The sequence below is a fragment of the Curtobacterium sp. MCLR17_032 genome, from assembly GCF_003234795.2.
Classification (GTDB): Bacteria; Actinomycetota; Actinomycetes; order Actinomycetales; family Microbacteriaceae; genus Curtobacterium.
The window spans coordinates 2599100-2625059 of the sequence record NZ_CP126268.1; the positions used below are offsets into that span (position 1 = coordinate 2599100).

Genomic DNA, 25960 nt, shown 5'->3' on the forward strand with positions numbered 1-25960 from the left:
GTAGCGCGCTGCGCATCCCGGACACGTGACCTGCGGGTGCACGATCGGTGACGAGCCGCGGCCTCCGATCAGCGCGGCGACGCGCCGCTCGACGCCGGTGCCGCCGCGGCCGGCGCACGTCGCGCCGGACGGACCGTCTCCCCCGCGGTCCGGCTCATCAGGAGCCCTTCGACGCAGGCGACGACGAGCAGCACCGCGATGACGACGAACGCCACGGCGTAGGGACCGGAGCCCGCGAGCCCCTGCCCGCCGACCCCGGCGGCGGCCCGCAGCACGACGGCCGCGACGGCGACGCCGAACCCGGCCGCGGTCTGCTGCAGCGTCGAGGACAGCGTGTTCGCCGCGGTCATGTCGGGCTGCTCGACGTCGGCGAACGCGATGGTGTTGTACGCGGTGAACCCGACCGACCGTGCGGCTCCGCTGACGACGAGGAGCCCGACGAGCAGCCAGAACGGGGTCGACGGCGTGAGGAACACCATCGCCACGACGGACAGCGCGGCGACGGCCGAGGACACCACGATCACCGGGCGGTACCCCCACCAGCGGAGGAACGGCGTCGTCGCGGGCTTGATGCCGAGGTTGCCGACGAAGACCCAGAGCACGGCGGACCCGGCCTCGAGCGCGGTCCGCCCCCAGGCGTCCTGGAACAGCAGCGGCAGCACGAACGGCACCGCGGAGACGGCCAGGCGGAACAGGCTGCCGCCGGCGTGGGACACGCGGAACGTCTCGAGCCGGAACGCCCCGAGCCCCATGATCGGGTGCCTGGCCCGGAGGAAGTGCCGGATCGCGAGCCAGGTGCAGAGCGCCCCGACGACGCCCGCCAGCACGGCCGGCACGACCGGCACGGTGTCGAGTGCGAGCAGCGACGCCATCACCACGAGGGCACCGAGCCCGAGGCACGCCAGCAGCGACCCGAGCCAGTCGAACGGCACCCGCTCCGGAGCCCGCTCCTGCGGCACGAGCAGGAGCGCCGCGACGAGGGCGACCACCCCGAGGGGGATGTTGACGAGGAAGATCCAGTGCCACGACAGCGTGTCGACCAGGGCGCCGCCGAGGAACGGGGCGATGACGGGGGCGGCGAGCGCCGGCCAGGTGAGGATCGCGATGGCCGTGACGAGCTGGTCGCGACCGGCGCTGCGGAGGACCACGAGCCTCCCGACCGGCACCATCAGCGCCCCGCCGAGGCCCTGCAGGATCCGCCACAGCGTCAGCTCCACGAGACCGGAGGACGCGGCGCACAGCGCGGACGCGATCGTGAACAGCGCGATCGCGCCGACGAAGACGGTGCGGGACCCCACCCGGTCGGTGATCCAGCCGCTGACCGGGATGAACACGGCGAGCGTGACGAGGTACGCGGTGATCGCGACACCGACGGCCGCGGAGTCGACCCCCAGGTCCCGGCCCATCGCGGGCGCCGCGGTGGCCAGGATCGTGCCGTCCAGGAGCTCCATGAAGTAGGTGCCGGCCACGAGCACGGCGACCGCCGTGCTGCTCGTCCGTCGTGTCGTCGTCGTCATCGCCTTGGATGCTAGCCCGGCTCACGTCCTGGCCGACGCAGTCGCGTCGCCGACGTGGACCGGACAGCCGGGAGGCTCGGATCACCTCCCCGGGACGCCACGACATGGCACGTCCCCCTTCTCCAGGGATCGCCGACTACCGTGGGGCCGTGCAGTCTGTCGTACCCGACCTCCGCGGACCGCGCGCGTGAGCCGCCTGGACAGTGTCCTGACGGGCTCGGTCGCCGCGGGCCGTCGCCGCGTGGTCGACACGGTCGTCAGCATGCCGGCGTGGGCCGCTGTCCTGCTCCTGTGGGCCGTCGGGCGCCTCGTGTCCACGATGTGGCTGATGGTCGCCTACCCGCTGATGGCGCGCGTCCAGCCCGCCAACGCACTGTGGGGCAACGACCAGGGGTTCACGGCGTTCCTGACGTCGTGGGACGGCCAGTACTACGAGGCGATCTCGTTGCATGGTTACCCCTCGGTGCTGCCGCTCGACGCCACCGGACACGTCGCTCAGAACGCGTGGGCGTTCCTGCCGGCGTTCCCCTTCACGATCCGTCTGCTGACGGTCTCTACAGGTCTGCCGTTCACGATCGGCGGGCCGGCCGTCGCCGTCATCGCCGGGCTCATCGCGACGTTCCTGCTGCACCGACTCGTCCAGGAGCACGCCGGCAACACGGCAGCGCTCTGGGCGGTCTTCTTCTTCACGTGCGGTCCGCTGTCGTTCCTGCTGCAGGTCGGGTACGCCGAGACCGCGTTCCTGGCGCTGACGTTCGGCGCGCTGCTCGCGATGGAACGTCGGCGGTACGGGCTGCTCACCGTGCTCGGGGTCGTCGCCGCGTTCACGCGTCCGGGTGCGCTCGCGATCCCGCTGACCCTGGGCGTCATCGCCCTCGTGCGCTACGTCGGTGCCCGCCGTTCGGGTGTCCGGACCCTCGACGAGTTCCCGGTCCTGGAGCGCGTCAAGGTCGTCGCCGCCGGACTCGTGATGGCCGCCGCCGGAGCCGCGTGGCCGGTGATCGCGGGCTGGGCGACCGGTCGACCCGACGCCTACCTGGCGACCGAGATGTCCTGGTGGGTGAACTTCATCGGCCGGGTGCACTTCGTCCCGCTGTCGCCGTGGTTCCTGACCACCGCCAAGTGGCTCGGCGTCGGCGGCGTGCTCATGGTCGTGGTGCTGCTCGTGCTCTACCCGATGTGGTTGGCACGCCGGTCGACCCGGAAGCTCGGGACGACGACGATCGTGTTCGCCGCCGGGTACGCGCTCTACGTGTTCGCGGTGTCGCTGCCGATGGCGTCGACCCCGCGTCTGCTCATGCCGTTGGCGCCGCTGATGGGCTCGCCGGGGATCGTCGCGAAGCCCGCGATGCGGTGGACCCTGGTCACCGGGGCGCTGGTGTTGCAGCCGGTGTTCGTCGCGGTCCTCTGGCTGCTCGGACCGCCGTGACGACCTGATGCTCGGCTGACCCGGCGTCTCGCCTCCTGTTGGCGGGGGCGCCGACGCCCGGGCTGGTCGGCCCGGGTGTCGGCGCCCGACTAGACCTCGAGCGTGCCGTGGCTGCCGAGGTCCGGCTGCGACTGGTGCCCGAGCGCGGCCTTGAGTGTCTGCACGAGCGATCCGACCGGCCCGGTGTCCTGCGTCCAGTACTCGACCGAGACGCCCTCGACGGTCAGCAGGCGGATCGACGGGTCGTCGCGGCCGTCGGGGAACCACGCCTCGGCGAAGGGCGACCACAGCTCGTCGATGACGGCGCGGTCCTCGCTGACCGTGGCAGTGCCGGCGATGGACAGGTAGCCGCCCTGGGACTCGATCGCGACGTTGACGTGCGGGTTCCGGGCGATGTCCTCGACCTTCTCGCTGCCGTCCTGCACGAGGAACCGCAGGCTGCCGTGGAAGGACTTGTCCTGCACGGCGAGGGGCCGGGCGTGCAGCTGGCCGTCCTCGCTCACCGTCGTGAGGAGGGCCGTGCGGGCACCGTGGACGATGTCGGAGATGGCAGCACGGTGGTCGGTCTGGGTGTCGGTCATGATGCTCCTTTGCGTCGTGCACCCTGTCGCGACTGACACGTCAGCCGGGCACCGGGCGCGAACCGTTCCGACCAGTGTGCCCCCGCTCACTGGATGCGCGCGCGGTACCGGCGCCGGGCCTCCCGTCCGGTACGCGGTCGTGCGCCGCGGGCCGCCGCGCGCCGAGCCTCGGCTGGACGGACACTCTGCGGCACCCGGACGGCGCAACCTGTCCGCCAGGGCGAGGCTCGGCCAGCGGCGGCGGCCGCCGGCCGGGCGGCATCGCGCACCGCGCGCCGGCCGCCGAGGCTCGGCTGGGCGGACACTCTGCGGCATCCGGACGGCGCAAGCTGTCCGCCAGGGCGAGGCTCGGCGCAGCGGCGGCCGCGGCGCCGCCAGCGCGAGCGGCGGCCGCCACGCGTTGCGCACCGCGCACCGAGGCTCGGCTGGGCGGACACTCTGCGGCATCCGGACGGCGCAAGCTGTACGCCAGGGCGAGGCTCGGCGCGAGCGGGCGCCCGCCGACGCGTCAGGCGCGCTCGCGGATCGTGGTCTCGACGTCGACGACCTGCGGGATCCGCGGCAGCGAGGCGAAGCCGAACCGCACCGGCGGGTCGAGCGGTGCGAGTTCGCCGAGCGGCTCCCCTGCCCAGGTGCCACGGACGCCCACGACGTCGTGCGCGCCGGTGACGCCGTAGTACTCGCGGCGGCCGTTGCCCGCGGTGCCCGCGGTCCCGGCACCCGGGGCGACGAGCTTCGCGACCGGGTCGATCACGGTGAGCCAGCGGGGGTCGCGCGCGATGCGCTTGGGGACGATGCGCAGGACCCGGCCGAGCGGCGAGATCCCGCCGACGTCGACCGAGGCGACGAGTGGTCCGGCGTCGAGCTCCAGGCCGCGGGCGGTGCGGCGGGCCTCGATGTCGACCACGGACACGGCGTCGAAGCGGTAGGTGCCGGAGACGTAGGCGGCGACGATCTCGTCCGGTGCGAGCAGGACGCTCGAGCCGTCGGGCAGCTCCACGAAGACGTCGGTGAACGCACCGAACGGCGAGGACTCCCACATGCCGACGACGAACCGGACGCCGGAGGTGCTCCCGGCGCCGAGGATCCGCCCGCGGAACCGTCGTTCGGTGGTCTCGTTGCTGCTCGGCGACATGCGCCCGACGCTACCCGCGTCGCCCCGGGAGCAGCCGGGCGGGCGTGCCCCGGGCCTCCCGGCCGTGGCGCCTCCCGGCCGTGGCGCCTTCCGGCCGCGGCGCCTCACGCGCCGGCGTGCGCACAACGGAAACCGGCCCGAACCATGGGATTCGACGGTTCGGGCCGGTTGTCGCTGTGCGGGTCCACCGCGCACCACGCACCGCGCACGCGCCGCCCGGCCGCGGCCGGCCCCCGCGAGTCAGGAGGCGCCGGCCAGCAGGCGCGACTCAGACCGGACGGGAGGCGCGACTCAGGGAACCGGGACCGGCTCGGCCAGCAGCTCGCGCACCCGCGGCGCGACGCGCGTGCCGTAGAGCTCGATCGACCGCATCATGTCCGCGTGCGGCAGGTGCCCGGTCGCGTACCGCATGTCGAACCGCGAGACGCCGAGGATCCGCATGTTGCGCGCGACCTTCCGGGCGACGGTCTCCGGCGACCCGACGTACAGCGAGCCGCCCGCGGAGAGCCCGGCGCGGTAGCCGGCCTGGTCCAGGGGCGGCCAGCCGCGCTCCCGGCCCAGCTGGTCGGTGACGGCCTTGTGGTACGGCCAGTAGCGCTCGGCCGCTTCCTCGTCGGTCTCGGCGATGAAGCCCGGCGAGTGCATGGCGATCGGCTGCTGCGGGAGCTCGAGCTGGTCGAGCGCCTGGCGGTAGAGCCGGGCGAACGGGGCGAACTGCGCGGGCTGCCCACCGATGATCGCGAGGAACAGCGGCATGCCGTACGACGCCGCACGGATCACGGACTGCGGGGAGCCGCCGACGCCGATCCAGGTCGGGATCGGGCCGTGCTCGAGCTTCGGGAAGACGTCCTGCTCGACGAGTGAGGCGCGCTTGGTGCCCTGCCAGGTGACGGTGTCGCCGCCGCGGAGGGCGCTCCAGAGCTGCAGCTTCTCCTCGAACAGCACCTCGTAGTCGTGCAGGTCGAAGCCGAACAGCGGGAAGGACTCGGTGAAGGACCCGCGGCCGAGGATGACCTCGGCGCGGCCGTTCGAGATCGCGTCGACCGTGGCGAAGCGCTCGTAGACGCGGACCGGGTCGTCCGAGGACAGCACGGTGACGGCGGAACCCAACCGGATGCGCGACGTGCGGGCGGCGATCGCGGCGAGGACGACCTCGGGGGCGCTGACGGAGTAGTCGGCGCGGTGGTGCTCGCCGACGCCGATGAAGTCGATGCCGACCTGATCGGCCAGGACGGCTTCGTCGATCAGGTCGCGGAGGGTGGCGGCGTGGGTCTGCACGCCCCCGTCGGCGGACTCGGTGACGTCGCCGAACGTGTCGAGGCCGAGCTGCACGGGGCCGACGCGGTCCGGTGCGGGGGGCGGGACGTCCGAGGGTCGATCGGTACCGAAGGCGTTGCTCATGTGACCCTCCCGGATCTCGCAGTCGATCAATGCGAACGCATGAAAACTAGCACGATCCGGGCGAGCCCGCACCCCCAGCCCCGCTGTGTACGGTCCGACGCATGGTGCAGCCCTCGAACCTCCCCGACCAGACCGGCCGACGCATCGTCGTCACCGGGTCCAACAGCGGCACCGGCAAGGAGACCGCACGCCGGCTCGCCGGGGCCGGCGCGAGCGTCGTCATCGCCGTCCGCACGGTGTCGAAGGGCGAGGCCGCAGCCGCCGAGATCCGCCAGGAGCACCCCGACGCCGACCTCGAGGTGCGCGAGCTCGACCTCGCCGACCTGTCCAGCGTGCACCGCTTCGCGGACGGGATCATCGCCGACGACCGCCCCCTCGACGTGCTCGTCAACAACGCCGGCGTGATGGCCCCCCGCGAGCGCTTCGAGACCACGGACGGCTTCGAGCTGCAGTTCGGGACGAACTACCTCGGCCCGTTCGCGCTGACGAACCTGCTGCTGCCGTCCCTGCTCCGTGCCGAGACCCCCCGGGTCGCGACGATGTCGAGCATCGCCGCAGTGCCCGGCAAGATCCACTTCGGCGACCTGCAGTGGCAGACCGGGTACCAGCCGTGGCTGGCGTACGCCCAGTCGAAGCTCGCCGACCTGCTGCTCGGCCTGCACCTGCACCAGGTCGCGGTCACCCGCGAGTGGGACCTGTCCTCGACCATCGCCCACCCCGGCTACACCCGCACGAACCTGCAGTCGGCGGGTCGGTCCCTGGGCCGCGACCGCCCGGTGCAGTCGAACGACCGGGCGCTGCCGTTCACGCAGGACGTCGAACAGGGCACCGAGCCGCTGCTCTACGCGGCCGTGGGCCGGAACGCCGCCTCGGGCGCCTACTACGGGCCGGCCGGCGCGTTCGGCCTGACCGGGCCGACGACCCTCGCCTCGGTCCCCCGCTCGGCGCGAGGCGTCGACCTCGCACGCTCCCTGTGGGCCGTAGCCGAGGACCTCACCGGCACGCGCCTGCCGGACTGACACGAGCGGGCCTCCCGACCGGTCGGCAGGCGCCGCTCCGGCCGGGAGGCCCGCCACACCCCCGTCCCGCTCCCCCGGCCCGCCAGTCGGTCACCCTCGGCGTTCAGTCCGTCCCGGCGATCAGCGTTCAGTCCGTCCCGGCGATCAGTCCGTGCCGGCAGTCAGTCCGTCCCGGCGATCTGGCGGAGCGCCGCGAGGTGCGAGCGCCAGGCGGCACGCCCCGAGCGGCTGAGCACCAGGGTCGTCCGCGGCACCTTGCCGACGAAGCCCTTCTGTACGTCGACGATGCCCGCGGCCTCGAGCGCCGACACCTGCTTGCTGAGCACGGAATCGCTGACCTCGACCGCGTCCCGCACCTCGGCGAACCCGAGCTTCTCGGCCTTGTCGAGCGCGGCGACGATCGAGAACCGCACCGGGTGCTGCAGGACGTCGACCAGGCGGTGTCGCGGGTGCACCTGCTCCGCGGTCACCGACGGGCCTCGACGGCGGCGCACCCGGTCGTGACGAGCAGCACGAGCCCCGAGGTGACGGCCGCCGCGACGACGTTGCCGTGCGCCCACCCGACGACCGCGATCGCCCCGAGGTAGGTGACCACCCAGGCGCCCATGTAGAGCGACCAGCGACGGCTCCACGAGAACGCCCGCCGGCCCTGGATCGTGATGCAGAAGAAGATGATCAGCGCGAACACGGCGATCATCGTGCCGACGTAGGCGACGCCGAAGGCCGATCCCTCGGTCAGGGCCATCGCCAGGGTGCCGAACGCGGTGGTCGTGCCGAGCCCCAGCAGGAACGTGACGTAGGGCCAGCGGGTCGCGTCGTGGGCCCGGCGGCTGACGCGGTCGGCCTCGTCGAGCAGTCGACGGGCGTCGGTCGGGCTGAGCTGCGTGTGGTCGGTCATGGTGTGCCTCCTCCGGCTGCCTCCAGCATGACCCCTACTTTCCACTTTGGCAAGTACTTTCCAGAACCGGTCAGTGGGGCTGCAGCTCCCCCGGCTCCGCCAACCGCGTGTGCCGGAGCACCGTCCGCCCGGGTCCGACCGCCGCGGCCACGATCGACAGCGTCGCGAAGTGCCCCTCCGGCTCGACGGTGTCGCGGAGGATCGCGTCCCGGTCGTCCGGCGCCAGCGCGGTGGACCCGGCGAGCACCTGGAACCAGGGCGCCCACCCGTCCTCCGGCGCGGTGCGGAGTTCGTCAGCGGGCTCGGCCGCCGGCGGCCCGGTCGGAGCGGGCACCGCCCGGAAGGCCTCCAGCCACCGACCGATCCGGGGCGCGGCCGGGTCGTCCGGCTCGCCGTGCGTGACCATGTGCACGCCCGGGCCGAGCGCCGTCGTCCGGACCTCGGCGCCGTCCCAGGTGACGACCTCGGCGCCCTCGGCGGTGGCGCGGACCAGGTTGAACGCCCGACTCGTCGGCAGCGCACCGTCCGCACCGGGCGCGACGTCGTCCACGACCGCGTCCAACGGCAGGGTCCCCCGGGTGCTCCACGTGCCGTCGACACCGGGGGTCGGCTCCCACCGGTTCAGCACCACGGCCAGGCCGGCGCGGTCCGAGGCAGCCAGCCACGCGCCTCCCGCCTGCTGGTCACGCACGCCGACGACACCCGGGTCGCGCTCCGGCCACCAGGCGGCCGGCGGGTCCCACGGCCGGTCCGGGGACTCGTCCCGGAGCGCCAGAACGGTCACGGGCCACGCCGCGCCGGGATCGACACGGACGACGACGGTGCACATGGGGCCGATCCTGCCACCCGCGCTCCGGGAACCGACCCGGCGGCCCGCGGAGCCGCCCGGGTAGCGTGAGCGCTGTGAACGACGCAGCCCCGCAGCCCGCCCGCCCCCGTACCGTCGTCGTCGGCATCACCGGCGGGATCGCCGCCTACAAGGCCGTCGGCGTCGTCCGCGACCTCGTCAAGCGCGGCCACGACGTGCACGTCGTCCCCACCGAGGGAGCGCTGCGGTTCGTCGGGCTGCCCACCCTGGAGGCCCTCAGCCGCAACCCCGTCTCCACCAGCGTCTGGGACGACGTCGCCGAGGTCCGGCACGTCGCGCTCGGCCGCCGCGCCGACCTCGTCGTGATCGCCCCCGCCACCGCGGACAGCCTGGCGAAGATGGCCGCCGGCCTCGCGGGCGACCTGCTCGGCACCACGCTGCTGGCCACCGAGGCGCCCGTCGTCGTCGCGCCCGCCATGCACCCGCAGATGTGGGAGCACCCCGCCACCCGGGCAAACCTCGCCACCCTGCGCGAACGCGGCGTGCACGTCGTCGGACCGGTCGTCGGCGCCCTGACCGGGGACGACGCCGGCATCGGCCGGATGTCCGAGCCGGAGGACATCGTCGTCGCAGCGCTCGCCGTGCTCGACGCGTCCGAGCGCGTCGGCACCACGGGGACGGACGGGGCCGGCGGTCCCGCCGATCCCCCCAGCCCGGCGGTCACCCCGCACTCGGCCACCCCGCTCTCCGCCACCCCGCACTCCGCCGCCCGCGGCGAGCAGGGAGACCTGGCCGGCGTCCGCGTCGTCGTCAGCGCCGGCGGCACCCGCGAGCCCCTCGACCCGGTCCGCTTCGTCGGCAACCGGTCGAGCGGTCGCCAGGGTGTGGCGCTCGCCGCCGAGGCCGCCCGCCGTGGTGCCGACGTCACCCTCGTGGCGGCGAACACCGACCCCGGCCTCACCGAGGGGCTGACGGTCCGCGTCGTCCGGGTCGGGTCCGCGCAGGAGCTGGCGACCGCCATGCACGCGGCAGCGCCGGACGCGGACGTCCTGGTGATGACCGCAGCGGTCGCCGACTACCGCCCCGCCGAGGTGCTCGAGTCGAAGCTCAAGAAGGAGCAGCAGGGCGACCGGATGACGCTCGAGCTGGTGAAGAACCCCGATGTCCTGGCCGAACTCGTCGCCGCACGCCGGGTCGGTCAGGTCATCGTGGGGTTCGCGGCGGAGACCGAACCCGACCGCGAGGCACGCCTGGAACTCGGACGCGCCAAGATCGCCCGGAAGCCGGCCGACCTGCTCGTGGTGAACCACGTCGGCTGGTCGCACGGCTTCGAGCGCGAGGAGAACGCCATCGAGGTGCTCGTCCCCGGCGGCACGGTCGTCCGCGAGACCTCGGGCACGAAGGCCGAGGTCGCTGCGGCGGTGCTCGACCTGGTCGCGACCGCGCTGGCCTGAACACCCTCGGACCAGGTCGCACCTGGGCCGCACCTGGGCGTCGACCGGGTCCGGTCGGGCACGATGGGGCGATGCGACGCCGCACCCAACGCGCACGACGTGCCAGGAGGACCGCCGGTGTCCTCGCAGTCCTCCTCGGTGGTGCCGGGGTGACCCACTTCCTCCGGCCCGAGCACTACGACAGGATCGTCCCGGACACCCTGCCGCCCCGGACGACGACCCTCGTCTCGGGGCTCGCCGAACTCGGCATCGCCGTCGGCCTCCTCGTCCCCGCCACCCGGCGACGCGCCGGCTGGGCGGCGGTCGCCCTGTTCCTGGCGGTGTTCCCGGCCAACGTGAAGATGGCGAGCGACGTGCTCGACGGCACACGGGCCTCCCGGGCGGCACGCCTGGTCGCGGTCCTCCGGTTGCCGCTGCAGGCACCGCTGGTCGCGTGGTCGCTGCGCGTCGCCCGCCACGCTCCACGGCGATGACCGACGACGGGCGACCGCCAGCCGGACTCGGCTCCGGCGACGACGACCCGCGCACCCGCGCTGCGGTCGCCCTCCGACACCGGCCGGTGACGGTCCACGCGTGGGACGACGTCGTCTTCGCGCACTGGCGGTACGAGCCCGGGGCGCTGGCCCGCCTGGTCCCGCGTGGGACCCGGCCGGACGTCGTCGACGGCAGCGCCTGGGTCGGCCTGGTCTCGTACGTCTTCCGGGAGACACAGGTACCGCCGTTCCCGCCGTCGACCCGTTTGGGGTCGATGACCGAGGTCACGGTCGAGGTCCTCACCGTCGACGACGTCGGCCGGCGCGGCATCGCGTACCTGACCGTCGACACCCCGAACGTGCCCGCGATCGTCGCCGCACACGCCCTGCTCGGCGTGCCGTACACGTTCGCGTGGGCGCGGTCCCGCCGCCGTGGCGAGACCGTCGGCCACCGGTCGGTCCGCCACCCGGACCGGGTCCGGCACCCGATCCGGGCGGTCCGGCAGGCGCGCCGGACGGGAGGCACGTCCGGCCCCCGCCACGCCGCCTCGGTCCGTGTCGTTGCCGGCGAGGTCGACCGGTCCCCGCTGGCGGCGGAGCTCACGACCCGCGCCGGGATCCACGCTCGGCTGCTCGCCCAGACGCTGTTCTGGCAGCGGCAGCACGCGCCACTGACCGTCCGCTCGGCCACCCTGGAGCGCCTGGAGGGCGACCTGCCCGCCGCCGTGGGCCTGCCCGGGTTGCTCGACCGGCAGCCGGACTCGCTGCTCGTGGCCGACGGGACCACGGTCCGGTACGCGTGGGGGGACGTGGTCCGGTGAGCGAGGCGGAAGATCGCAGGTCCGGACCAGACCCGTCCAGACCTGACCCGGCCGGAGGCGACCCGTTCGACCTCGGCCGCTTCGTCGTCGCGCAGGCCGGCGTCCACGAACAGGCACTGACCGAGCTCGCCGGCGGGCAGAAGCGCTCGCACTGGATGTGGTTCGTGCTGCCACAGGTCGCCGGGCTCGGGCGGAGTGCGACGGCGCGGCGGTACGCGGTGTCCGGTCTGGACGAGGCCCGGGCGTACCTTGCCCACCCCGTGCTCGGACCGCGGCTGCTCGAGGTCGTGGCGACCGTGCTCGACGCGCCGGCCGACTCGGCCGAGGCGCTGTTCGGCGGGATCGACGCGGTCAAGGCACGGTCCTCGATGACGCTCTTCGCCCGGGCGGCCGACGAACCGACACCGTTCACGGCCGTGCTCGACCGCTGGTTCGACGGCGACGAGGACCCGCAGACGCTACGCCTGCTCGGGATCTGAGCACGCGTCACGGAGGCGACCGTCCGGTACCACATCAGGTACGGTGAGCGAGCACCCGTCCCGAACCCCGGAAGGTCCCCATGCCGGTCCCCAGCAGCGCCCCGACCGAGCACAAGCTGCTCCGTGACACCGTCCGTCAGAAGATCCACGAGGCGATCATGGACGGCACCCTCGAGCCCGGGGAGCGCCTCAACGACGACGAGCTCATCGCCTGGCTCGGGGTCTCCCGCACGCCGATCCGCGAGGCGCTGAGCCAGCTCGCTCGCGCCGGACTGATCGAGATGGCGCCGAACCGGTACACGCGGGTCACCACCCCGGACCCGGGCGAGGTGATCGAGGCGATGCAGACCCTCGGCGTGCTGTTCGGCGGGGTCGTCCGCCTGGCGGTCCCCCGACTCGGCTCGGCATCGCGCAAGCGGATCCTCAGCGCACTCGACAAGACCATCACCGAGCTCGAGGCGCACGACGTCCCGGCGGTGAACCGTGACGCCCTCGGGGTGTTCGCCCTGTACGTCGACGAGTGCGGCAACGAGAACCTGCAGCGGGTGTGCCAGGACACCATGGACGGCCTGGCCTTCCGACTGCGCTTGCCGAACCTGGACGAGCTGCTCGACTGGGACCAGATGACCGAGGACTTCCGACGGCTCCGGGCAGCCACGGCGGACGGCGACAACATCACCGCCGAGCTCGCGACGGAAGCCATCCACATGCTCCCCGGGGAGAAGCGCTGACCGCTGGTTCCGAAATCTCCTGAACATCCGTACAGGAAGCCGCCCGCGACGCTCGTGCGCCGCGGGCGGTCCGCGTTCCGGGGACAGGACGCCCGCCGAGGCGGGGTCCGCCGTGTCCCCCGTTCGACGTGCATTCCGTGACCGCTACGATCGTGCACACCCACCCGATCCCCACCCGCGGAGCGACCATGACCGACCTCGACCCGGACCGCACCGAGGTCGCCGCCCGCCTCGCCGCGGCCGTCGGCCGGATCAACCGACGGGCGCGCACCGACTCCGCCTCGCTCGGCTACGGGATCGTCTCGGCGCTGGCGTCCATCGTGCAGCACGGACCCCTACGCCCCGGCGACCTGTCGCGGATCGAGGTCGTCACGAAGCCCACGATGACGCGCATCCTCATCGAGCTCGAGCAGCGCGGGTTCATCGCCCGTGACCCCGACCCGCGGGACGGCCGGGCCTTCATGGTGAGTGCGACCCAGGCGGGCATGGACGCCGTCGACACCGCACGGTCGCAGCGCACCGGCATCGTCGCCGAGCTCATCGCCGAGCTGTCCCCCGATGACGTCGACTCGATCGCCCGGGCACTCGACGCCCTCGAGCGGGTCGCCCAGAGTCCGACGACCCCGGCTGCACCGACGCACTGATCGTCGCCGGCTCGTTACCGAACCGTTACCGGCCGGTGGACCGACCGTTCTGGCAGCGGTCGCTGACGTGGCGCCCAGCATCACGGGTCATCGTTGCCGCTTCGCCCCCGCGAGTGACGACACCGTCACCGCACCGCGGCGGAACGGACGGGCCCCACATCACCGTCCGGTCCTCCCCCGGCTCGCGGGTCCACGCGACGACGCGACGACTGCAGGTCCCCCACCCTGCTGTCCATCCCGGTGTCCCGGCCGTTCCCCCGACGGCCCACGGACACCGGTGACCGGCGTGCGCACCACCCGTGTGCACGCCGTGCGTCGACGCCCCGACGGACCCGCACCACGAGCCGGCTGACACCCGGAAACGATGACGAGAACCACTCCCCGCACCAGCACCCCGGCTCCCGGCACCCGCCGCGCAGCCCTCGACACCCCCTCCCGCCGGATGCGCCGGGCCCTCCGCAAGCACGGCGTCATGATCGCCGGCAGCGCCGCGGTCGTCGCGATCGCCGGCGGTGCCCTCACCATGACGCAGCCCGCACTCGGCGAGGCGCTCGGCGTCCCCACCGCCAGCGCGACGCCCCGCCTGTCCGGCACGGACCTCGACCGGGCCCAGGCGGCCGCCACGATCTCGACGGCCCGCACCGTCGTCCGTGACGCGAACGACAAGACCGACACCGGGCGGCTCGAGCAGCGGATCGCGTCGCTGTCCGACTACTCCTCGCTCTCCGGCGCCGCGCTGACCGAGCGGATCGCGTCGACGGTCGACACCGTGCAGGACGTCGCGCAGGCGAGCGCCGACCAGGACCACGCCGACGCCCAGGCCGCCGCCGCCCGCGAGGCCGCTGCGAAGCGAGCCGCGGACGCCGCAGCGGCCGCGAAGGCCGCCGCCGAGAAGGCCGCGGCCGAGCAGGCGGCAGCCGAGGCCCAGGCGCGGGCGAACACCCCCGCCGGCGCCAAGACCGCAGCCGCGGCACTGGCGTCGTCACAGTACGGCTGGGGCTCCGACCAGTTCCAGTGCCTCGACAGCCTGTGGACCAAGGAGTCCGGCTGGAACTACCGGGCCGTCAACCCGAACGGTGGCGCGACCGGCATCCCGCAGGCGCTCCCCGGCTCGAAGATGGCGTCGATTGCCGCGGACTGGCAGACCAACGCCGCCACGCAGGTCGCCTGGGGTCTGCAGTACATCAAGGGCTCGTACGGCACGCCGTGCAGCGCGTGGTCGCACTCGCAGGCGGTCAACTGGTACTGAGCGGTCAACTGGTACTGAGCGGTCAACTGGTACTGAGCGGTCCGGCGGTACTGAGCGGTCTGGCGCTGCGGAGCGGTCCGGTGGCCGGCTCCGCTCAGCCGATGCGTGCGACGCGGACGTCGATGCGCGTCGGCTGCCGACCCGTTGCCCGCGCCGCGGCCAGGACCGCGTCGTGCACCGCGTGCGCGACCGTCGGTGCCGGTGCGGCGCCGTCCGTGCCGATGACGATCCGGAGCGTCGTGCCGTCGACGGCGATGCGAGGCGCGGCCTCCGACGACCCGATCCGACGGACCGCGGCGACCGCACTGCCGACGGCGTTGCCCACCGAGGTCCGTCCGCGGTAGAGGTCGGTGACGCCCGGCACGTCGAGGACGACCGCCTCGACGGCGAGCAGGGCCTCGTCGGTCCAGGGGAGGTCCGGCTCCGGCTCCGGCTGGACGGGCTCGGTGCCCGGGATGTCGTCGGTCATCGTGCTGCCTCCTCGTCGGCGTCCGTGCCGGTGCTCGCAGTGCCGTCCGCGGTCGCGACACGGTCCGCGGTCGTGGGGGCGATGAGGTCCCGCACGAGCACGTCCACGGCCTCCACCGTCAGGTCCGTCTGGGCCGCCAGCATCTCCTCGACCGCCCGACGGACGGAGTCGGCCGTCGGCACGATCCGGTGTCCGGCGACGACGGCGATCTCGACGCTCACCCGGACCGGTGACGCCAGCTCGGTGACGTCGCCGTCGAGGACGCAGCGGGACACCACGACACCGGGCACCTCGTCACCCGCACGACGCACCAGCGACCGGACGGCACCCTCGGTCATCACCGGGTGCTCGGTCGGTGCCGCGGCGCGCAGCGGGATGTCCCGGCCTGCGCGGACCTCGAGCGAGATGTTCGCCAGGACCCCGCCGATCCAGGACTCGTCGGCCGGGGCTTCGGCCTTCGCGGCCTCGTCCAGGGACCCGAGCGACGCGCTCCGCAGCCGCACGATCGCGGCGAGGGCGTTCTGGCACGCCGGGGAGTCGTCGATCGTGGGATCCGCGGGCACCATGCCGGCGTCGAGGTAGTCGGAGAGCTCGTCGATCGTGTGCCCGTCGAGGTCCTCGGGTTCGAGGGCCGCGAGGTCGGGCTCGTGCGGTCCGGGTGCGGCGGTCATCGCCATCCCTCCATGAGTCTGATCATGTTCTTCCTGGCACGGGACAGCAGTCCGCGGACGGTCGACGTCGGCAGTCCGAGCTCCTCGGCGATGTCCTCGTACCGGTACTCCAGCACTTCCTTCATCACCCAGCAGCGCCGTTGGTCCGGCGGCAGCTCGGCGAGTGCCCGGTCGACGGCGTCCTCGCGGGACCGTGCCTCGGCGACGCGCTCGGGTGCGCCGTCGGACGGTGCCGCTATCTCGAGTTCGGTGACGTCGTCGTGGTCGCGCCGTGCCCGGATGCGGTCCAGGCACTTGCGGCTGAGGATGCGCATCAACCAGGCCTTCACCCGACGTCGGTCCTCGAGCACGTCGAGGCGGTCCCACGCGGTGATGAACGTCTCCTGCACCACGTCGTCGAGTTCGTCGGTCGATCCGAGCGTCCGTCGGGCGTAGGCACGGAGCAGCGGCGTGTGCCGGCGGATGAGCACCTCGAACGCACGGACGTCGCCGTCGGTGGCACGGGCGGCGAGCACCTCGTCGTCGAGGTCGACGAGTTCCGTCCGGTGTTGCTGCGGTTGCACGGTTTCCTTCTACTGGTGACGGGGTCGAACTGCCCGCGTGTCGAGCGCGGACACGGATGGGACGTCCTCCGGGCCAGGATCGTCACACGGTGCCGCGATCATCCAGCCGACTGCCAGGTGCGCGCCGGGTCCGCGGTACGGCAGGGTGGACCCATGCCCCTCGTCACCGCCGTCTGCCGCGTCGAACAGCTGCTCCGGGACTCCGGCACGATCGGCATCACCGCCATCGACAAGCGTCCGGTCGACGGCCCGGTCCGGGTCCGGCCCCTCGGACTGCACGCCGACGTCCAGGCGGACCGGAAGCACCACGGCGGCGAGGACCAGGCCGTCTACGTGTACGCCGACGAGGACGCCGCGTTCTTCGCCGAGCAGCTGGACCGGCCGATCCCGCCGGGACTGTTCGGCGAGAACCTCCGGACGACCGGGGTCGACGTGACCGGCCTGGTCATCGGGGAGCGTCTGCGCGTCGGCGACACCCTGGAGCTCGAGGTCACCATCCCGCGCATCCCGTGTGGCACGTTCTCGCGTCGGATGAAGGTCGACAAGTGGGTCAAGCGGTTCGCCGAGGAGGGCCGCCCCGGCGCCTACCTCCGGGTCCGCAAGTCCGGATCCGTCGCCGCGGGCGACGCCGTGACGGTGCTCGAGCGGCCCGAGCACGGGGTGACGATCGGGCAGATGTTCGCCGGGCTCACCACTGAGCAGGCGACCGCCGTGCTCGCGATGGGCGACCGGCTCGCGCCGAAGGTCGTCCGGGAGGCCCAGCTCGCCCTCCGGCGCGCAGCCGTCTGACCACAGGTGGTCGCCCGGGCCCGTCGTCAGGCCGGGCCGATCATCAGGCCGGGCCGGCGCCACGGCCCGGGTCGAACGGCCGCCGCGCTCGGGGCAGGCCGGCGACCACGAGGTCCCAGGCGTTCGCGACGAGGTCCTCCACCATCTGCTCGTCGATCCCCTCGCCCGGTGCGATCGTGATCCAGTGCCGCTTGTTCATGTGCCAGCCCGGGGTGACCTCGGGGTGGTCCCGCACCAGCGCGGCGCCGTGCGGTGGGGCGCACTTGAGGTTCACGATCGGCACCCCGCGCAGTTCCGTGGTCATCGCGAACATCTTGCCGACGACCTTGTAGACGTCGGTGCCCTCGCCGAACGGCTGCGTCTCGGTGACGGCCGGCAGCGCCATCGCGGTGCGCGCGACGACCAGCTGCAGGGTGGTCCCGTCCATGCCACCAGGATGCCCGATGCCGCCCGTCCCTGCCTCGTTGTGGGGGTGAAGTTCTCTCACGGATTGGCAGTACCCTCGTCCTGCCGCGTACCCGACGTCGGCGACCACCCTCCAGGAGGAACCCGTGAAGACCGCTCGCACCATCGGCATCGCCGCCGTCACGCTCGCACTGACCATCGGCGGCGTCGCCGGCACCGCGACCAGCGCCTCCGCAGCGCCGAAGACCTACGCCAACTGCACCGCCGTCAACAAGGTGTACTCGGGCGGCATCGCGAAGAAGTCCGTCACGAAGAACAAGGTGACCTCCGCCGGGAAGACCACGTACCGCGCGCTGAAGGGCACCGTCAAGAAGGACGACGCGCTCTACAACGCGAACAAGAAGATGGACCGCGACGCCGACGGGATCGCCTGCGAGAAGAGCTGACCGGAGGCCGCGGCAGCACGCTCCGCCTCAGAGTTCCGGGACGCCCTCGCGCCCGGAGCGCGGCCGTGCGGTGCCGGCGACCCCGGTCACGACCGAGTTCGCCGGCACGTCCTTCGTGACGACGGTCCCCGCGCCGATGACGGCGTCGTCGCCGACCGTGATGCCGCCGATCAGCGCCGAGCCGGCGCCCAGGACGACCCGGTCACCCACCGTCGGGTGACGCTTGGAACCCGGCCCCGGGCCTCCGCCCCGACCCCCCAGCGTCACGCCGTGGAACACGAGGACGTCGTCGCCGACGACCGCGGTCTCACCGATCACGACACCGATGCCGTGGTCGATGAAGAACCGGCGGCCGATGCGGGCGCCGGGGTGGATCTCGATGCCGGTCAGGGTCCGGGCGACCTGCGCCAGGATCCGCGCCACGGTCCGCGAACCGGGCAGACCCTCGGCGATCCAGAGCCGGTGGGTCACCCGGTACACCCAGATCGCGTGCAGCCCCGAGTAGACGACCGCGTTCTCGAGGTCCCCGCGCGCAGCGGGGTCTCCGCGGCGTGCGGCGGCGAGGTCCTCCCGGACGGTCCGCAGCACGCCGCGACGTGGAGCCTTCCTCACGCAGTGAGCCCCTCGTAGAGCACGGTCGACAGGTAGCGCTCGCCGGTGTCGCAGACGATCGCGACGATGCGCTTGCCGGCGTTCTCCGGACGGGCCGCGACCTGCAGCGCCGCGTGGATGATCGCACCGGAGGAGATGCCGGACAGGATGCCCTCCTCGGTCGCCAGCGCCCGCGCGACCCGCAGGGCGTCGTCGAGCTCGACGTCGATGACCTCGTCGATGACGGATCGGTCGAGGACCTCGGGGATGAAGTTCGCGCCCATGCCCTGGATCTTGTGCGGCCCCGCCGTGCCCTTGGTCAGCAGCGGCGAGTCGGCCGGCTCGACCGCGATGATCTGTACGCCGGGCACCCGCTCCTTGAGGACCTGCCCGACGCCCGTGATGGTGCCGCCGGTGCCGACACCGGCGACGAACACGTCGACGTGCTCCTCGGTGTCGCGGAGGATCTCCTGCGCGGTCGTCTTCCGGTGGATCGCAGCGTTCGCGGCGGTCTCGAACTGGTGCGCCAGGATCGCGCCCGGCGTCTCGTCCACGATCTGGCCGGCACGGGCGACGGCGCCCTTCATGCCCTCGGAGCCCGGGGTCAGGACGATCTCGGCCCCGTACGCGCGGATGACGGCACGGCGCTCGACGCTCATCGTCTCGGGCATCGTGACGACGACCCGGTAGCCGCGGGCTGCGCCGACCATGGCGAGCGCGATGCCGGTGTTGCCGGACGACCCCTCGACGATGGTGCCGCCGGGCTTCAGTTCACCGGACTCCTCGGCCGCGTCGATGATCGCGACGCCGAGGCGGTCCTTGACGCTGGCGCCCGGGTTGTAGAACTCGAGCTTGGCGAGGATCTCAGCCCCGCCCTCCTGGGGCAGTCGGTTCAGCCGCACGAGCGGGGTGTTGCCGAAGGCCTGGGAGATGTTGTCGTAGATGGTGCCGGTCATCCGTTGCGTCCTCACGTCGGTCCCACGGCCTCCATCCCAGGAGACTCGGTGTGCGGCCCGATCCTAGCGAGCCGACCCGGGGTGCCTCCCTGGTGTGACGTGTGTGGTCCGGGACGACGAGGCACCAGTTCGGGGGTCGGGGTCTGTGCGTGCGTGGGTGCGTGCGTGCTTGCGTGCTTGCGTGCGTGCGTGCGTGGGTGCGTGCGTACGTGGGTGGGTGGGTGCGTACGTGCGTGCGTGCGTGCGTGGGTGCTTGTGTGCGTCAGCGGACGAGCGCGGTGCGGGCGAACCGGTCGTCGGTCGCCTCGAGCACGCGGAGCACGTTGCCGCCCGCCAGCGCGCGCAGGTCGGCGTCGCCCCAGCCGCGGCGCCGGAGTTCCTCGGCGAGGACCGGGTACCGCGAGACGTCGCGCAGGTCCGGCGGCAGCACGGGTGTGCCGTCGTAGTCCCCACCGAGACCGAGGTGCGCCGCACCCGCGAGGTCGCGGGCGTGCTCGACGTGGTCCGCGACGTCGGACACCGTGACGAGGGGCGGTTCCCCGGTCGCGCCTGCCTCTTCCCAGTCGGCCCAGGCACGCGAGACGAACTTCGGCACGAAGGTGATCATCACCACGCCGCCGTTGTCGGTGAGGCGCGCGAGCACGTCGTCCGGGACGTTCCGCGGGTGGTCGTCGATCGCGACGGTCGACGAGTGGCTGAACACGACCGGCCGGGTGGCGACGTCGAGGGTGTCCCGCATCGTGGCGGGCGCCGTGTGCGACAGGTCGACGAGCATCCCGATGCGTTCCATCTCGGCGACGACCTGGCGTCCGCGGTCGGTCAGTCCGCCGTGGGCACGGGCACCGGTGGCCGAGTCCGCCCAGGGGGTGTCGTCGTTGTGCGTCAGCGTCATGTACCGGACGCCCAGGCGCGCGAAGTCGCGGAGGACGGCGAGGTCGTCGCCGATCGAGTGGCCGCCCTCGGCGCCGAGCAGCGAGGCGATCCGACCGGAGGCGATCGCAGCCCGCACCTCGTCCGCCGTCCGCGCGAGCGCCAGGTCGTCCGGGTAGCGCTCGACCAGACGATGGACGAGGTCGATCTGCTGCAGTGTCGTCCGCACCGGGTCGGGCTCGTCGACCGGCACGAACACAGACCAGAACTGCCCGACGACCCCGCCGGCACGGAGCTTCGGCAGGTCGGTGTGCAGGGAGTCGGTCTCGGAGTCGACGCCCTCGACGCCGGACGAGTGCGTCTCGCGACGCTCCCACGGCAGGTCGTTGTGGCCGTCGATGACGGGGAAGGCGAGCGCGTCGAGGTCCATGCCCCGACCGTACCGGGCGGGGCCGTGCCGAGCGGGGCCGTGCGGGGCCGTGCGGGGCAGGCTGGCGGGCGGTCAGATGCTGCCGGGCGGTCAGATGCTGCCGGTGAGGGCCTGCAGTCCGAGGCTCGACAGCGACACCACGATCCAGAGCGACCCGCCGAGGACCAGCGGCCGGAACCCGGCACGGCGGAACCCCGCGATGTCCGTCGACAGGCCGATCGCACTGAGGGCCACGGTGATGAGGAACGCGGCGACCGCAGCGATCGCCGGGTGCACCGGACCGGGGATGACACCCGTCGAGTTGACGGCGGCCACCAGCACGAAGCCGATGAGGAACCACGGCACGAGACGGAACACCCGGCGAGGGGACCACTTCCCGCGAGGCGGCACGACCGTGGGCTCGATCGCCGACCCGTCCAGTGCCACGTCGCCGGCTGCCGACCCGTCCCCGGTCGGCGCCGCTACCGTCTTCTCCGCCCGGCGTCCGACCAACCAAGCCAGACCGAGGACCACCGGGATGATCATGAGCGTCCGGACGAGCTTCACGACGACCGCGAAGTCCGCCGCACCCGGGCCGTACGTGCTCGCGGCGGCGACGACCGAGGAGGTGTCGTTCACCGCCGTCCCCGCGAACAGCCCGAACGCGTGCTGGCTCATGCCGAGGGCGTGCCCGACCACGGGGAAGACGACCACGGCGGCCACGTTGAACAGGAAGATCGTCGACACCGCGTACGCCACCTCGATCGACACCGCGCCGATCACCGGGGTCACGGCCGCGATCGCCGACGCCCCGCAGATGCCCGTCCCGACCCCGATGAGGGTCCGCAGGTTCCCGACCACCCCGAGGGCACGACCGATCCCCCACGCGGCGAGCAGGCAGATGACGAGTGTGCCGAGCATCACCGGCAGCGACTGCACCCCGACCCGGGCGACCTGCAGGAGCGACAGCTGCGCCCCGAGCAGGACCACCGCGAACTGCAGCACCGTCTTGCTCGCGGTCGTGATGCCCGGCCGGACGACCGGTCCGGGTCGACGCACAGTCCCGAGGACCGCGCCGATCACGACGCCGCTGACCGGCGCTCCGACGACCGGCAGGAACCGCCCGATCACGGTCGCGACCACGGCGATGACGGTGGCGAGCGCGAGGCCGGGGACGAGCCTCCCGGCACGGTCGAGCGGAGTCAGGGCGGCATCGGTCACGTGACCATCCTGCCGTCCGTGGGCCAGGATCGAGGCGTGAGCGCTGCTTTCCGGATCGTGACCGACCTGCCCGTGCCGCCCGAGCGGGCCTTCGACCTGTCACTGGACATCGGCGCGCACCTGCGGTCGATGGCTGCGACCGGCGAGCAGGCGGTCGCCGGCACGACCGACGGACGCATCGGGATCGGCGAGAGAGTCACCTGGCGTGCGCGCCACTTCGGGATCGTCTGGCGGATGACGAACGAGATCACCGCACTGGAGGCTCCCCACACGTTCGTCGACGAACAGGTCCGTGGGCCGTTCGCCCGGTTCCGGCACCACCACCGGTTCGACGCCACCCCGACAGGGACGCGCATGGTGGACGAGATCACGTTCCGTGCACCGTTCGGGGTGCTCGGTCGGATCGCGGAGGGGCTGGTGTTGCGGCGGTACCTGATCGCGTTGATCCGCGAGCGGAACCGGTCGCTCGCCGCCGAACTCGGAGGCGCCGGCACCGGCACGGGCACGGGCACGGGCACGGGCACGGGCAGCGTCGGTCAGGGGCCGGCGAGTTCGCCGAGCGTGTCGTAGGCGCTCGCCACGGCTTCCACCCGGGTCCGTCCGGACGGACCGGAGGCCTCGTAGACGTCGTTCGTGATCGCCGCGACGACCGCGAACAGCGCCGCCAACGAGTCGAACGCCGAGGGTGAGTCGACCGGGCAGAGCACCGCGGTGGTCGCGGGCGCCGCGATGACGGCGGCGGTCGGGTCCCCGATGACGACGACGTCCGCCCCGGTGCCGACGCAGTGCCGGACGACCCGGTCGACTCCGGCGGCGTGCCGACGGACCGTGACGATCACCACGAGGTCTCGACGGTCGAGGTCCGCGACCTCCTCCCCCAGGCGCTGACCCGGTGCCGGCCCGACGCGGACGTCCGGGCGGACCTGTGCGAGCTGCGCGCGGAGCTGCAGCGCGATCGGGTACGCGCCGCGCTCGCCGAAGACCAGGACGCGGCGTGCGCGGACGATGCGCCGGGCGAGGCGCGGCCGGTCGGCACGGGCGAGGGAGGCGAAGGCGGCGTCGAGGTTCCGGGCCTCGACGGCACGCTGGTCGACGTGCGCGGCGTCCTCGGCGGCCCAGGGCAGGCCGGTCCCCCGAGCGGACATCAGGTTCTGACGGACCTCGGCGGCGTCCTGGAACCCGAGCGACCGGACGAGTCGGGAGACCGTCGCCTTCGAGGTGCCGGACTCGGCCGCGAGCTGCGACGAGGTGCCGACGAGCAGGAGCTCCGGGTCGTGTCGGATCATCGCGGCGACCCGTCGCTCGGCGGGCGAGAGGCGCTCCCAGACCGAGTCGATCCGCCCGCGCACGTCGGGGACGCTCATACGCCGGCCCCGGCCGTCGTGGTGTCGGCGAGGCGCTGCGCGGCGAGGTGCTCGACCGCTCCGGCGAGCGCGTCGAGTCCGAGGGCGACGTCCGCCGCGGAGACGAACTCGTCCGGGTGGTGGCTGATGCCGTCCGGGTTGCGGAGGAACAGCATCGCGACGTCGGTCACCAATCCGAGCGACATGGCGTCGTGTCCGGCGCGGGAGAACAGCTCGAGGGGTTCGGGTTCACCGGTGCCGACGATCCCGGCGCGGACGGCGTCCATCAGGTGCGGGGCGCAGAACACCGCCGGTGCCCGGTGCACCTCGGTGGGGGTGACCTCGACGCCGCGTCGTGTCCCGATCTCGCGGAAGGCCTGGGTGATCTCGTCCCAGACCCGGTCGCGGCCGTCGTCGAACTCCCCGCGGAGGTCGACCGCGAACGTGGCGAGGCCGGGGACGACGTTGACCGCTCCGGGCTCGACGGCCATCGTGCCGACCGTGCCGATGTGCTGCTCCGTCCGGCAGATCCGCTCGACGGCCAGGGCGGCCTCGGCGGCCGCGAGCAGGGCGTCGTGGCGCCGTTCGTACGGGGTACCGCCGGCGTGCCGCGCTTCGCCGACGGCACGCACGGTGAACCGACGGGCACTCGCGATGCTGGTGACGACACCGAGCGCCTGGTCGGCCTGCTCGAGGTACGGCCCCTGCTCGATGTGTGCTTCGAGGTACCCGACGAGGGACGCGGGGTCGACGGCGGCCTGCCCGACCTGCGTCGGGTCGAGCCCGAAGGACTCGAAGGCAGCTCGGAGGGTGGTGCCGTCGCCGTCGCGGAGGTCCCACCACGACTCGTCCCAGACCCCGGCGACCGCGGAGGAGCCGAGCAGGGCCTTGCCGAACCGGGTGCCCTCCTCGTCGGAGAAGGCGACGACCTCGAGCGCGAACGGCAGGGCGGCACGGTCCTGCTGCAGGCGTGCGGCGACCTCGATCGCCATGAGGACGCCGACGACCCCGTCGTACCGGCCGGCGTCGACCACGGTGTCCAGGTGCGAACCGAGCAGCAGGACGGGGGCCTCCGGATCGCTGTGCCGGGTCCGGCCGTGGAGGTTGCCGGCGGCGTCCTGCCACGTCTCGAGTCCGGCGTCGTTCATCCAGGTCCGGACGACGGCGTTGGCCCGAGCGTGCTCGGGCGAGAGGTAGACGCGGGTGATGTGGCCAGCGGTCTCGCTGATCATGGCGAGCTCGTCGCAGCGGGCGACGATCCGGTCGGCGGCGGCACGGGCCACCGCACCGGCGACGGGCAGCTCCACGGCCGCACTCACGCGCGTGCCCCCACCGGGAGCCCGGCCTCGAGCGAGGCGCCGCGTCCCGCGTAGACGTCGAGCGCGGCATCGACCCCACCGCCCTGCGGCACGGACTTCCCGCCGCGACGCAGCGCCTGTTCGAGGGCGGAGAGCGTCGTCACGACGGTGTCCTTCCGGGCGTTGTAGCCCATCGTGCCGATGCGCCACACCCGTCCGTGCAGCGGGCCGAACGAGGTGCCGATCTCGATCCCGTGGTCCTCGAGCATCGCGGAACGGACCGCGTCGCCCTGGACCTCGTCGGGGATCTCGACGGCGACGACGTTGTGCATCTTGTGCCCGACGTCCCCGAACACGGTGAGCCCGAGGCCGCGGACCCCTTCGAGCATGGCGCGGCCGGCGATGGCGTGCCGCTCGACGACGGCGTCGCGGCCCTCCTCGAGCAGGATCCGCGCGCACTCGTTCGCGGCGTAGAGCATCGATGCCGCTTCGGTGTGGTGGTTGAGGCGGCGGGGACCCCAGTAGTCGATGATCATCCCCAGGTCGAGGTAGTTCGACTGGATCGGGTGGTCGGACACGTCGTCGCCCGGTTCGCGGATGCCGGCCTCGACGCTCCGACGGCCGTCGAGCACTGCGACCGCCCGGGGCGAGAGCGACAGGGGTGCGCTGCCGGACGGGCCGCCCAGGCACTTCTGCAGCCCGGCGCTGACGGCGTCGATGCCCCACGCGTCGACCTCGAGCGGGTTCCCGCCGACGGAGGCCGTGACGTCCGTGTAGAACAGCACGCCGTGGCGTTCGCAGATCGCCCCGAGCTCGTCGAGCGGCTGGTTCATCGTCGTCGAGGTGTCGCCCTGCACGACCGCCAGGAGCTTCGGGCGCACCCGCACGATGGCGTCCTCGATCACGGAGGCCGGGAACACCTGGCCCCACTCGGTCTCGATCGTGTGCACCGTCGCTCCGGCCCGTCCGGCGATCTCGGCGAGCAGGTGCCCGAACCGCCCGAACACCGGGACGAGGACGCTGTCCCCGGGCGCCAGCAGGGAGACGAGCGCGGCTTCGATGCCGGCGCGGGAGGTGCCGTCGACCAGGACGGTGGCCTCGTTCCGGGTGCCGAACACCTGGCGGTACAGCTCCTGCGTCTGGTTCATCGTCTCGGTCATCCACGGGTCGTACTGCCCGACCAGCGGGGTCGAGAGCGCGCGGAGGACGCGGGGGTCGGCGTCGATCGGGCCGGGGCCCATCAGGAGACGTGCGGGCGGGTTCACGGGGTGCATGGTTGATCCTTCCGTT

The 25960-nt window shown here is 73.1% G+C and carries 30 protein-coding genes; 12 read left to right on the forward strand and 18 right to left on the reverse strand.

Annotation, left to right across the window (positions count from 1 at the left end; translation table 11 throughout):
• Window positions 1-68: 68 nt before the first annotated feature.
• Window positions 69-1517, reverse strand: a complete 1449-nt coding sequence (locus tag DEI97_RS12240) for an MFS transporter (protein ID WP_111074673.1) — start codon at window positions 1515-1517, stop codon at window positions 69-71.
• Between the two features lie 187 nt (window positions 1518-1704).
• On the opposite strand from DEI97_RS12240, the gene DEI97_RS12245 reads away from it, so the two are divergent.
• The gene (locus tag DEI97_RS12245; protein WP_111074674.1) at window positions 1705-2946 is read left to right on the forward strand and encodes a putative hexosyltransferase; all 1242 of its coding nucleotides are present in this window, start codon (window positions 1705-1707) and stop codon (window positions 2944-2946) included.
• Window positions 2947-3035: 89 nt separating this feature from the next.
• Here the strand turns inward: DEI97_RS12245 and DEI97_RS12250 are convergent, their stop codons facing one another.
• The 3 genes from DEI97_RS12250 to DEI97_RS12260 form a co-directional block, all read right to left on the reverse strand.
• Window positions 3036-3527, reverse strand: coding sequence for a pyridoxamine 5'-phosphate oxidase family protein (locus tag DEI97_RS12250; protein WP_181439222.1), 492 nt, complete (start codon window positions 3525-3527; stop codon window positions 3036-3038).
• 508 nt (window positions 3528-4035) lie between these two features.
• Entirely contained in the window at window positions 4036-4662 is a 627-nt protein-coding gene (locus DEI97_RS12255) for a hypothetical protein (RefSeq protein WP_111074676.1), read from the reverse strand.
• 291 nt (window positions 4663-4953) lie between these two features.
• A complete protein-coding gene (locus tag DEI97_RS12260) occupies window positions 4954-6063 on the reverse strand; it encodes an LLM class flavin-dependent oxidoreductase (protein WP_111074677.1) in 1110 nt (369 codons plus the stop codon).
• A 101-nt stretch (window positions 6064-6164) separates the two neighbouring features.
• On the opposite strand from DEI97_RS12260, the gene DEI97_RS12265 reads away from it, so the two are divergent.
• Window positions 6165-7082 carry an SDR family oxidoreductase gene (locus tag DEI97_RS12265; RefSeq protein ID WP_111074678.1) on the forward strand — a complete coding sequence of 306 codons (918 nt, stop codon included), beginning with the start codon at window positions 6165-6167 and terminating at the stop codon, window positions 7080-7082.
• Between the two features lie 161 nt (window positions 7083-7243).
• Here the strand turns inward: DEI97_RS12265 and DEI97_RS12270 are convergent, their stop codons facing one another.
• The 3 genes from DEI97_RS12270 to DEI97_RS12280 form a co-directional block, all read right to left on the reverse strand.
• Complete coding sequence (locus tag DEI97_RS12270) at window positions 7244-7552, reverse strand: transcriptional regulator (RefSeq protein ID WP_111074679.1); 309 nt, start codon at window positions 7550-7552, stop codon at window positions 7244-7246.
• Window positions 7549-7980 (reverse strand): chemotaxis protein CheY, encoded by a 432-nt coding sequence (locus tag DEI97_RS12275; RefSeq protein ID WP_111074680.1) that lies wholly within the window; start codon window positions 7978-7980, stop codon window positions 7549-7551. The genes DEI97_RS12270 and DEI97_RS12275 overlap by 4 nt, the downstream gene beginning before the upstream one ends.
• A gap of 70 nt (window positions 7981-8050) precedes the next feature.
• Complete coding sequence (locus DEI97_RS12280; RefSeq protein ID WP_111074681.1) at window positions 8051-8809, reverse strand: NRDE family protein; 759 nt, start codon at window positions 8807-8809, stop codon at window positions 8051-8053.
• Window positions 8810-8883: 74 nt separating this feature from the next.
• Between DEI97_RS12280 and DEI97_RS12285 the strand changes: the two genes are divergently transcribed.
• From DEI97_RS12285 to DEI97_RS12315, 7 genes are all read left to right on the forward strand, one after another.
• Window positions 8884-10242 (forward strand): bifunctional phosphopantothenoylcysteine decarboxylase/phosphopantothenate synthase, encoded by a 1359-nt coding sequence (locus tag DEI97_RS12285; RefSeq protein WP_111074682.1) that lies wholly within the window; start codon window positions 8884-8886, stop codon window positions 10240-10242.
• Window positions 10243-10313: 71 nt separating this feature from the next.
• Entirely contained in the window at window positions 10314-10715 is a 402-nt protein-coding gene (locus DEI97_RS12290) for a DoxX family protein (RefSeq protein ID WP_111074683.1), read from the forward strand.
• Window positions 10712-11536: a YqjF family protein gene (locus DEI97_RS12295; protein ID WP_111074684.1), complete on the forward strand. Its 825-nt coding sequence runs from the start codon at window positions 10712-10714 to the stop codon at window positions 11534-11536. The genes DEI97_RS12290 and DEI97_RS12295 overlap by 4 nt, the downstream gene beginning before the upstream one ends.
• On the forward strand, window positions 11533-12015 hold the full coding sequence (locus tag DEI97_RS12300) for a DUF1810 domain-containing protein (protein WP_111074685.1): 483 nt from the start codon (window positions 11533-11535) through the stop codon (window positions 12013-12015). The genes DEI97_RS12295 and DEI97_RS12300 overlap by 4 nt, the downstream gene beginning before the upstream one ends.
• Before the next feature lie 80 nt (window positions 12016-12095).
• Window positions 12096-12746: a GntR family transcriptional regulator gene (locus DEI97_RS12305; RefSeq protein WP_111074686.1), complete on the forward strand. Its 651-nt coding sequence runs from the start codon at window positions 12096-12098 to the stop codon at window positions 12744-12746.
• A gap of 188 nt (window positions 12747-12934) precedes the next feature.
• Window positions 12935-13390: a MarR family winged helix-turn-helix transcriptional regulator gene (locus DEI97_RS12310; RefSeq protein WP_146248127.1), complete on the forward strand. Its 456-nt coding sequence runs from the start codon at window positions 12935-12937 to the stop codon at window positions 13388-13390.
• A 364-nt stretch (window positions 13391-13754) separates the two neighbouring features.
• Window positions 13755-14639, forward strand: coding sequence for an aggregation-promoting factor C-terminal-like domain-containing protein (locus DEI97_RS12315; protein WP_181439223.1), 885 nt, complete (start codon window positions 13755-13757; stop codon window positions 14637-14639).
• Window positions 14640-14733: 94 nt separating this feature from the next.
• On the opposite strand, the gene DEI97_RS12320 is transcribed toward DEI97_RS12315, so the two are convergent.
• From DEI97_RS12320 to DEI97_RS12330, 3 genes are read right to left on the reverse strand one after another with little or no spacing between them, the layout of a single operon-like run.
• The gene (locus DEI97_RS12320; protein ID WP_111074688.1) at window positions 14734-15108 is read right to left on the reverse strand and encodes a hypothetical protein; all 375 of its coding nucleotides are present in this window, start codon (window positions 15106-15108) and stop codon (window positions 14734-14736) included.
• A complete protein-coding gene (locus tag DEI97_RS12325) occupies window positions 15105-15779 on the reverse strand; it encodes an Asp23/Gls24 family envelope stress response protein (protein ID WP_146248128.1) in 675 nt (224 codons plus the stop codon). The genes DEI97_RS12320 and DEI97_RS12325 overlap by 4 nt, the downstream gene beginning before the upstream one ends.
• Entirely contained in the window at window positions 15776-16342 is a 567-nt protein-coding gene (locus DEI97_RS12330) for an RNA polymerase sigma factor (protein ID WP_111074690.1), read from the reverse strand. The genes DEI97_RS12325 and DEI97_RS12330 overlap by 4 nt, the downstream gene beginning before the upstream one ends.
• A 153-nt stretch (window positions 16343-16495) precedes the next feature.
• On the opposite strand from DEI97_RS12330, the gene DEI97_RS12335 reads away from it, so the two are divergent.
• The gene (locus DEI97_RS12335; protein WP_111074691.1) at window positions 16496-17131 is read left to right on the forward strand and encodes an MOSC domain-containing protein; all 636 of its coding nucleotides are present in this window, start codon (window positions 16496-16498) and stop codon (window positions 17129-17131) included.
• Window positions 17132-17174: 43 nt separating this feature from the next.
• On the opposite strand, the gene DEI97_RS12340 is transcribed toward DEI97_RS12335, so the two are convergent.
• Window positions 17175-17558: an MmcQ/YjbR family DNA-binding protein gene (locus tag DEI97_RS12340; protein ID WP_111074692.1), complete on the reverse strand. Its 384-nt coding sequence runs from the start codon at window positions 17556-17558 to the stop codon at window positions 17175-17177.
• A gap of 124 nt (window positions 17559-17682) precedes the next feature.
• On the opposite strand from DEI97_RS12340, the gene DEI97_RS12345 reads away from it, so the two are divergent.
• Window positions 17683-17982, forward strand: a complete 300-nt coding sequence (locus tag DEI97_RS12345; protein WP_220039193.1) for an excalibur calcium-binding domain-containing protein — start codon at window positions 17683-17685, stop codon at window positions 17980-17982.
• A gap of 27 nt (window positions 17983-18009) precedes the next feature.
• Here DEI97_RS12345 and epsC read toward each other — a convergent pair whose 3' ends face one another.
• The 4 genes from epsC to DEI97_RS12365 all read right to left on the reverse strand — a co-directional run bounded on the left by epsC (window position 18010) and on the right by DEI97_RS12365 (window position 22029).
• Window positions 18010-18594: a serine O-acetyltransferase EpsC gene (gene epsC, locus DEI97_RS12350; RefSeq protein WP_301222889.1), complete on the reverse strand. Its 585-nt coding sequence runs from the start codon at window positions 18592-18594 to the stop codon at window positions 18010-18012.
• Entirely contained in the window at window positions 18591-19529 is a 939-nt protein-coding gene (gene cysK, locus DEI97_RS12355) for a cysteine synthase A (protein ID WP_111074694.1), read from the reverse strand. Before cysK ends, epsC begins: the two co-directional genes overlap by 4 nt.
• Window positions 19530-19791: 262 nt before the next feature.
• A complete protein-coding gene (locus DEI97_RS12360) occupies window positions 19792-20829 on the reverse strand; it encodes a dipeptidase (RefSeq protein ID WP_111074695.1) in 1038 nt (345 codons plus the stop codon).
• 90 nt (window positions 20830-20919) lie between these two features.
• Complete coding sequence (locus DEI97_RS12365; RefSeq protein WP_258376682.1) at window positions 20920-22029, reverse strand: YeiH family protein; 1110 nt, start codon at window positions 22027-22029, stop codon at window positions 20920-20922.
• Window positions 22030-22065: 36 nt separating this feature from the next.
• Here DEI97_RS12365 and DEI97_RS12370 point away from each other — a divergent pair, with 36 nt between their 5' ends.
• Complete coding sequence (locus DEI97_RS12370; RefSeq protein ID WP_111074696.1) at window positions 22066-22599, forward strand: SRPBCC family protein; 534 nt, start codon at window positions 22066-22068, stop codon at window positions 22597-22599.
• Here DEI97_RS12370 and DEI97_RS12375 read toward each other — a convergent pair.
• Genes DEI97_RS12375 through DEI97_RS12385 form a run of 3 tightly spaced genes read right to left on the reverse strand, consistent with a single transcriptional unit; the run spans window position 22566 to window position 25944 of the window.
• The gene (locus DEI97_RS12375) at window positions 22566-23393 is read right to left on the reverse strand and encodes a MurR/RpiR family transcriptional regulator (RefSeq protein ID WP_111074697.1); all 828 of its coding nucleotides are present in this window, start codon (window positions 23391-23393) and stop codon (window positions 22566-22568) included. The genes DEI97_RS12370 and DEI97_RS12375 overlap by 34 nt on opposite strands.
• Window positions 23390-24691: an allantoate amidohydrolase gene (locus tag DEI97_RS12380; RefSeq protein ID WP_258376683.1), complete on the reverse strand. Its 1302-nt coding sequence runs from the start codon at window positions 24689-24691 to the stop codon at window positions 23390-23392. Before DEI97_RS12380 ends, DEI97_RS12375 begins: the two co-directional genes overlap by 4 nt.
• Window positions 24688-25944 carry a pyridoxal-phosphate-dependent aminotransferase family protein gene (locus DEI97_RS12385; protein WP_111074698.1) on the reverse strand — a complete coding sequence of 419 codons (1257 nt, stop codon included), beginning with the start codon at window positions 25942-25944 and terminating at the stop codon, window positions 24688-24690. The genes DEI97_RS12380 and DEI97_RS12385 overlap by 4 nt, the downstream gene beginning before the upstream one ends.
• Window positions 25945-25960 lie beyond the last annotated feature (16 nt).

Coding starts and splice junctions, on each gene's coding strand:
- DEI97_RS12305 (WP_111074686.1), top strand. CDS start 12,096: ATGCCGGTCCCCAGCAGCGCCCCGACCGAGCACAAGCTGCTCCGTGAC.
- DEI97_RS12385 (WP_111074698.1), bottom strand. CDS start 25,944: ATGCACCCCGTGAACCCGCCCGCACGTCTCCTGATGGGCCCCGGCCCG.
- DEI97_RS12240 (WP_111074673.1), bottom strand. CDS start 1,517: ATGACGACGACGACACGACGGACGAGCAGCACGGCGGTCGCCGTGCTC.
- DEI97_RS12375 (WP_111074697.1), bottom strand. CDS start 23,393: ATGAGCGTCCCCGACGTGCGCGGGCGGATCGACTCGGTCTGGGAGCGC.
- DEI97_RS12315 (WP_181439223.1), top strand. CDS start 13,755: ATGACGAGAACCACTCCCCGCACCAGCACCCCGGCTCCCGGCACCCGC.
- DEI97_RS12320 (WP_111074688.1), bottom strand. CDS start 15,108: ATGACCGACGACATCCCGGGCACCGAGCCCGTCCAGCCGGAGCCGGAG.
- DEI97_RS12255 (WP_111074676.1), bottom strand. CDS start 4,662: ATGTCGCCGAGCAGCAACGAGACCACCGAACGACGGTTCCGCGGGCGG.
- DEI97_RS12360 (WP_111074695.1), bottom strand. CDS start 20,829: ATGGACCTCGACGCGCTCGCCTTCCCCGTCATCGACGGCCACAACGAC.
- cysK (WP_111074694.1), bottom strand. CDS start 19,529: ATGACCGGCACCATCTACGACAACATCTCCCAGGCCTTCGGCAACACC.
- DEI97_RS12250 (WP_181439222.1), bottom strand. CDS start 3,527: ATGACCGACACCCAGACCGACCACCGTGCTGCCATCTCCGACATCGTC.
- DEI97_RS12260 (WP_111074677.1), bottom strand. CDS start 6,063: ATGAGCAACGCCTTCGGTACCGATCGACCCTCGGACGTCCCGCCCCCC.
- DEI97_RS12325 (WP_146248128.1), bottom strand. CDS start 15,779: ATGACCGCCGCACCCGGACCGCACGAGCCCGACCTCGCGGCCCTCGAA.
- DEI97_RS12275 (WP_111074680.1), bottom strand. CDS start 7,980: ATGACCGACCACACGCAGCTCAGCCCGACCGACGCCCGTCGACTGCTC.
- DEI97_RS12335 (WP_111074691.1), top strand. CDS start 16,496: ATGCCCCTCGTCACCGCCGTCTGCCGCGTCGAACAGCTGCTCCGGGAC.
- DEI97_RS12290 (WP_111074683.1), top strand. CDS start 10,314: ATGCGACGCCGCACCCAACGCGCACGACGTGCCAGGAGGACCGCCGGT.
- DEI97_RS12340 (WP_111074692.1), bottom strand. CDS start 17,558: ATGGACGGGACCACCCTGCAGCTGGTCGTCGCGCGCACCGCGATGGCG.
- DEI97_RS12265 (WP_111074678.1), top strand. CDS start 6,165: ATGGTGCAGCCCTCGAACCTCCCCGACCAGACCGGCCGACGCATCGTC.
- DEI97_RS12295 (WP_111074684.1), top strand. CDS start 10,712: ATGACCGACGACGGGCGACCGCCAGCCGGACTCGGCTCCGGCGACGAC.
- DEI97_RS12280 (WP_111074681.1), bottom strand. CDS start 8,809: ATGTGCACCGTCGTCGTCCGTGTCGATCCCGGCGCGGCGTGGCCCGTG.
- DEI97_RS12310 (WP_146248127.1), top strand. CDS start 12,935: ATGACCGACCTCGACCCGGACCGCACCGAGGTCGCCGCCCGCCTCGCC.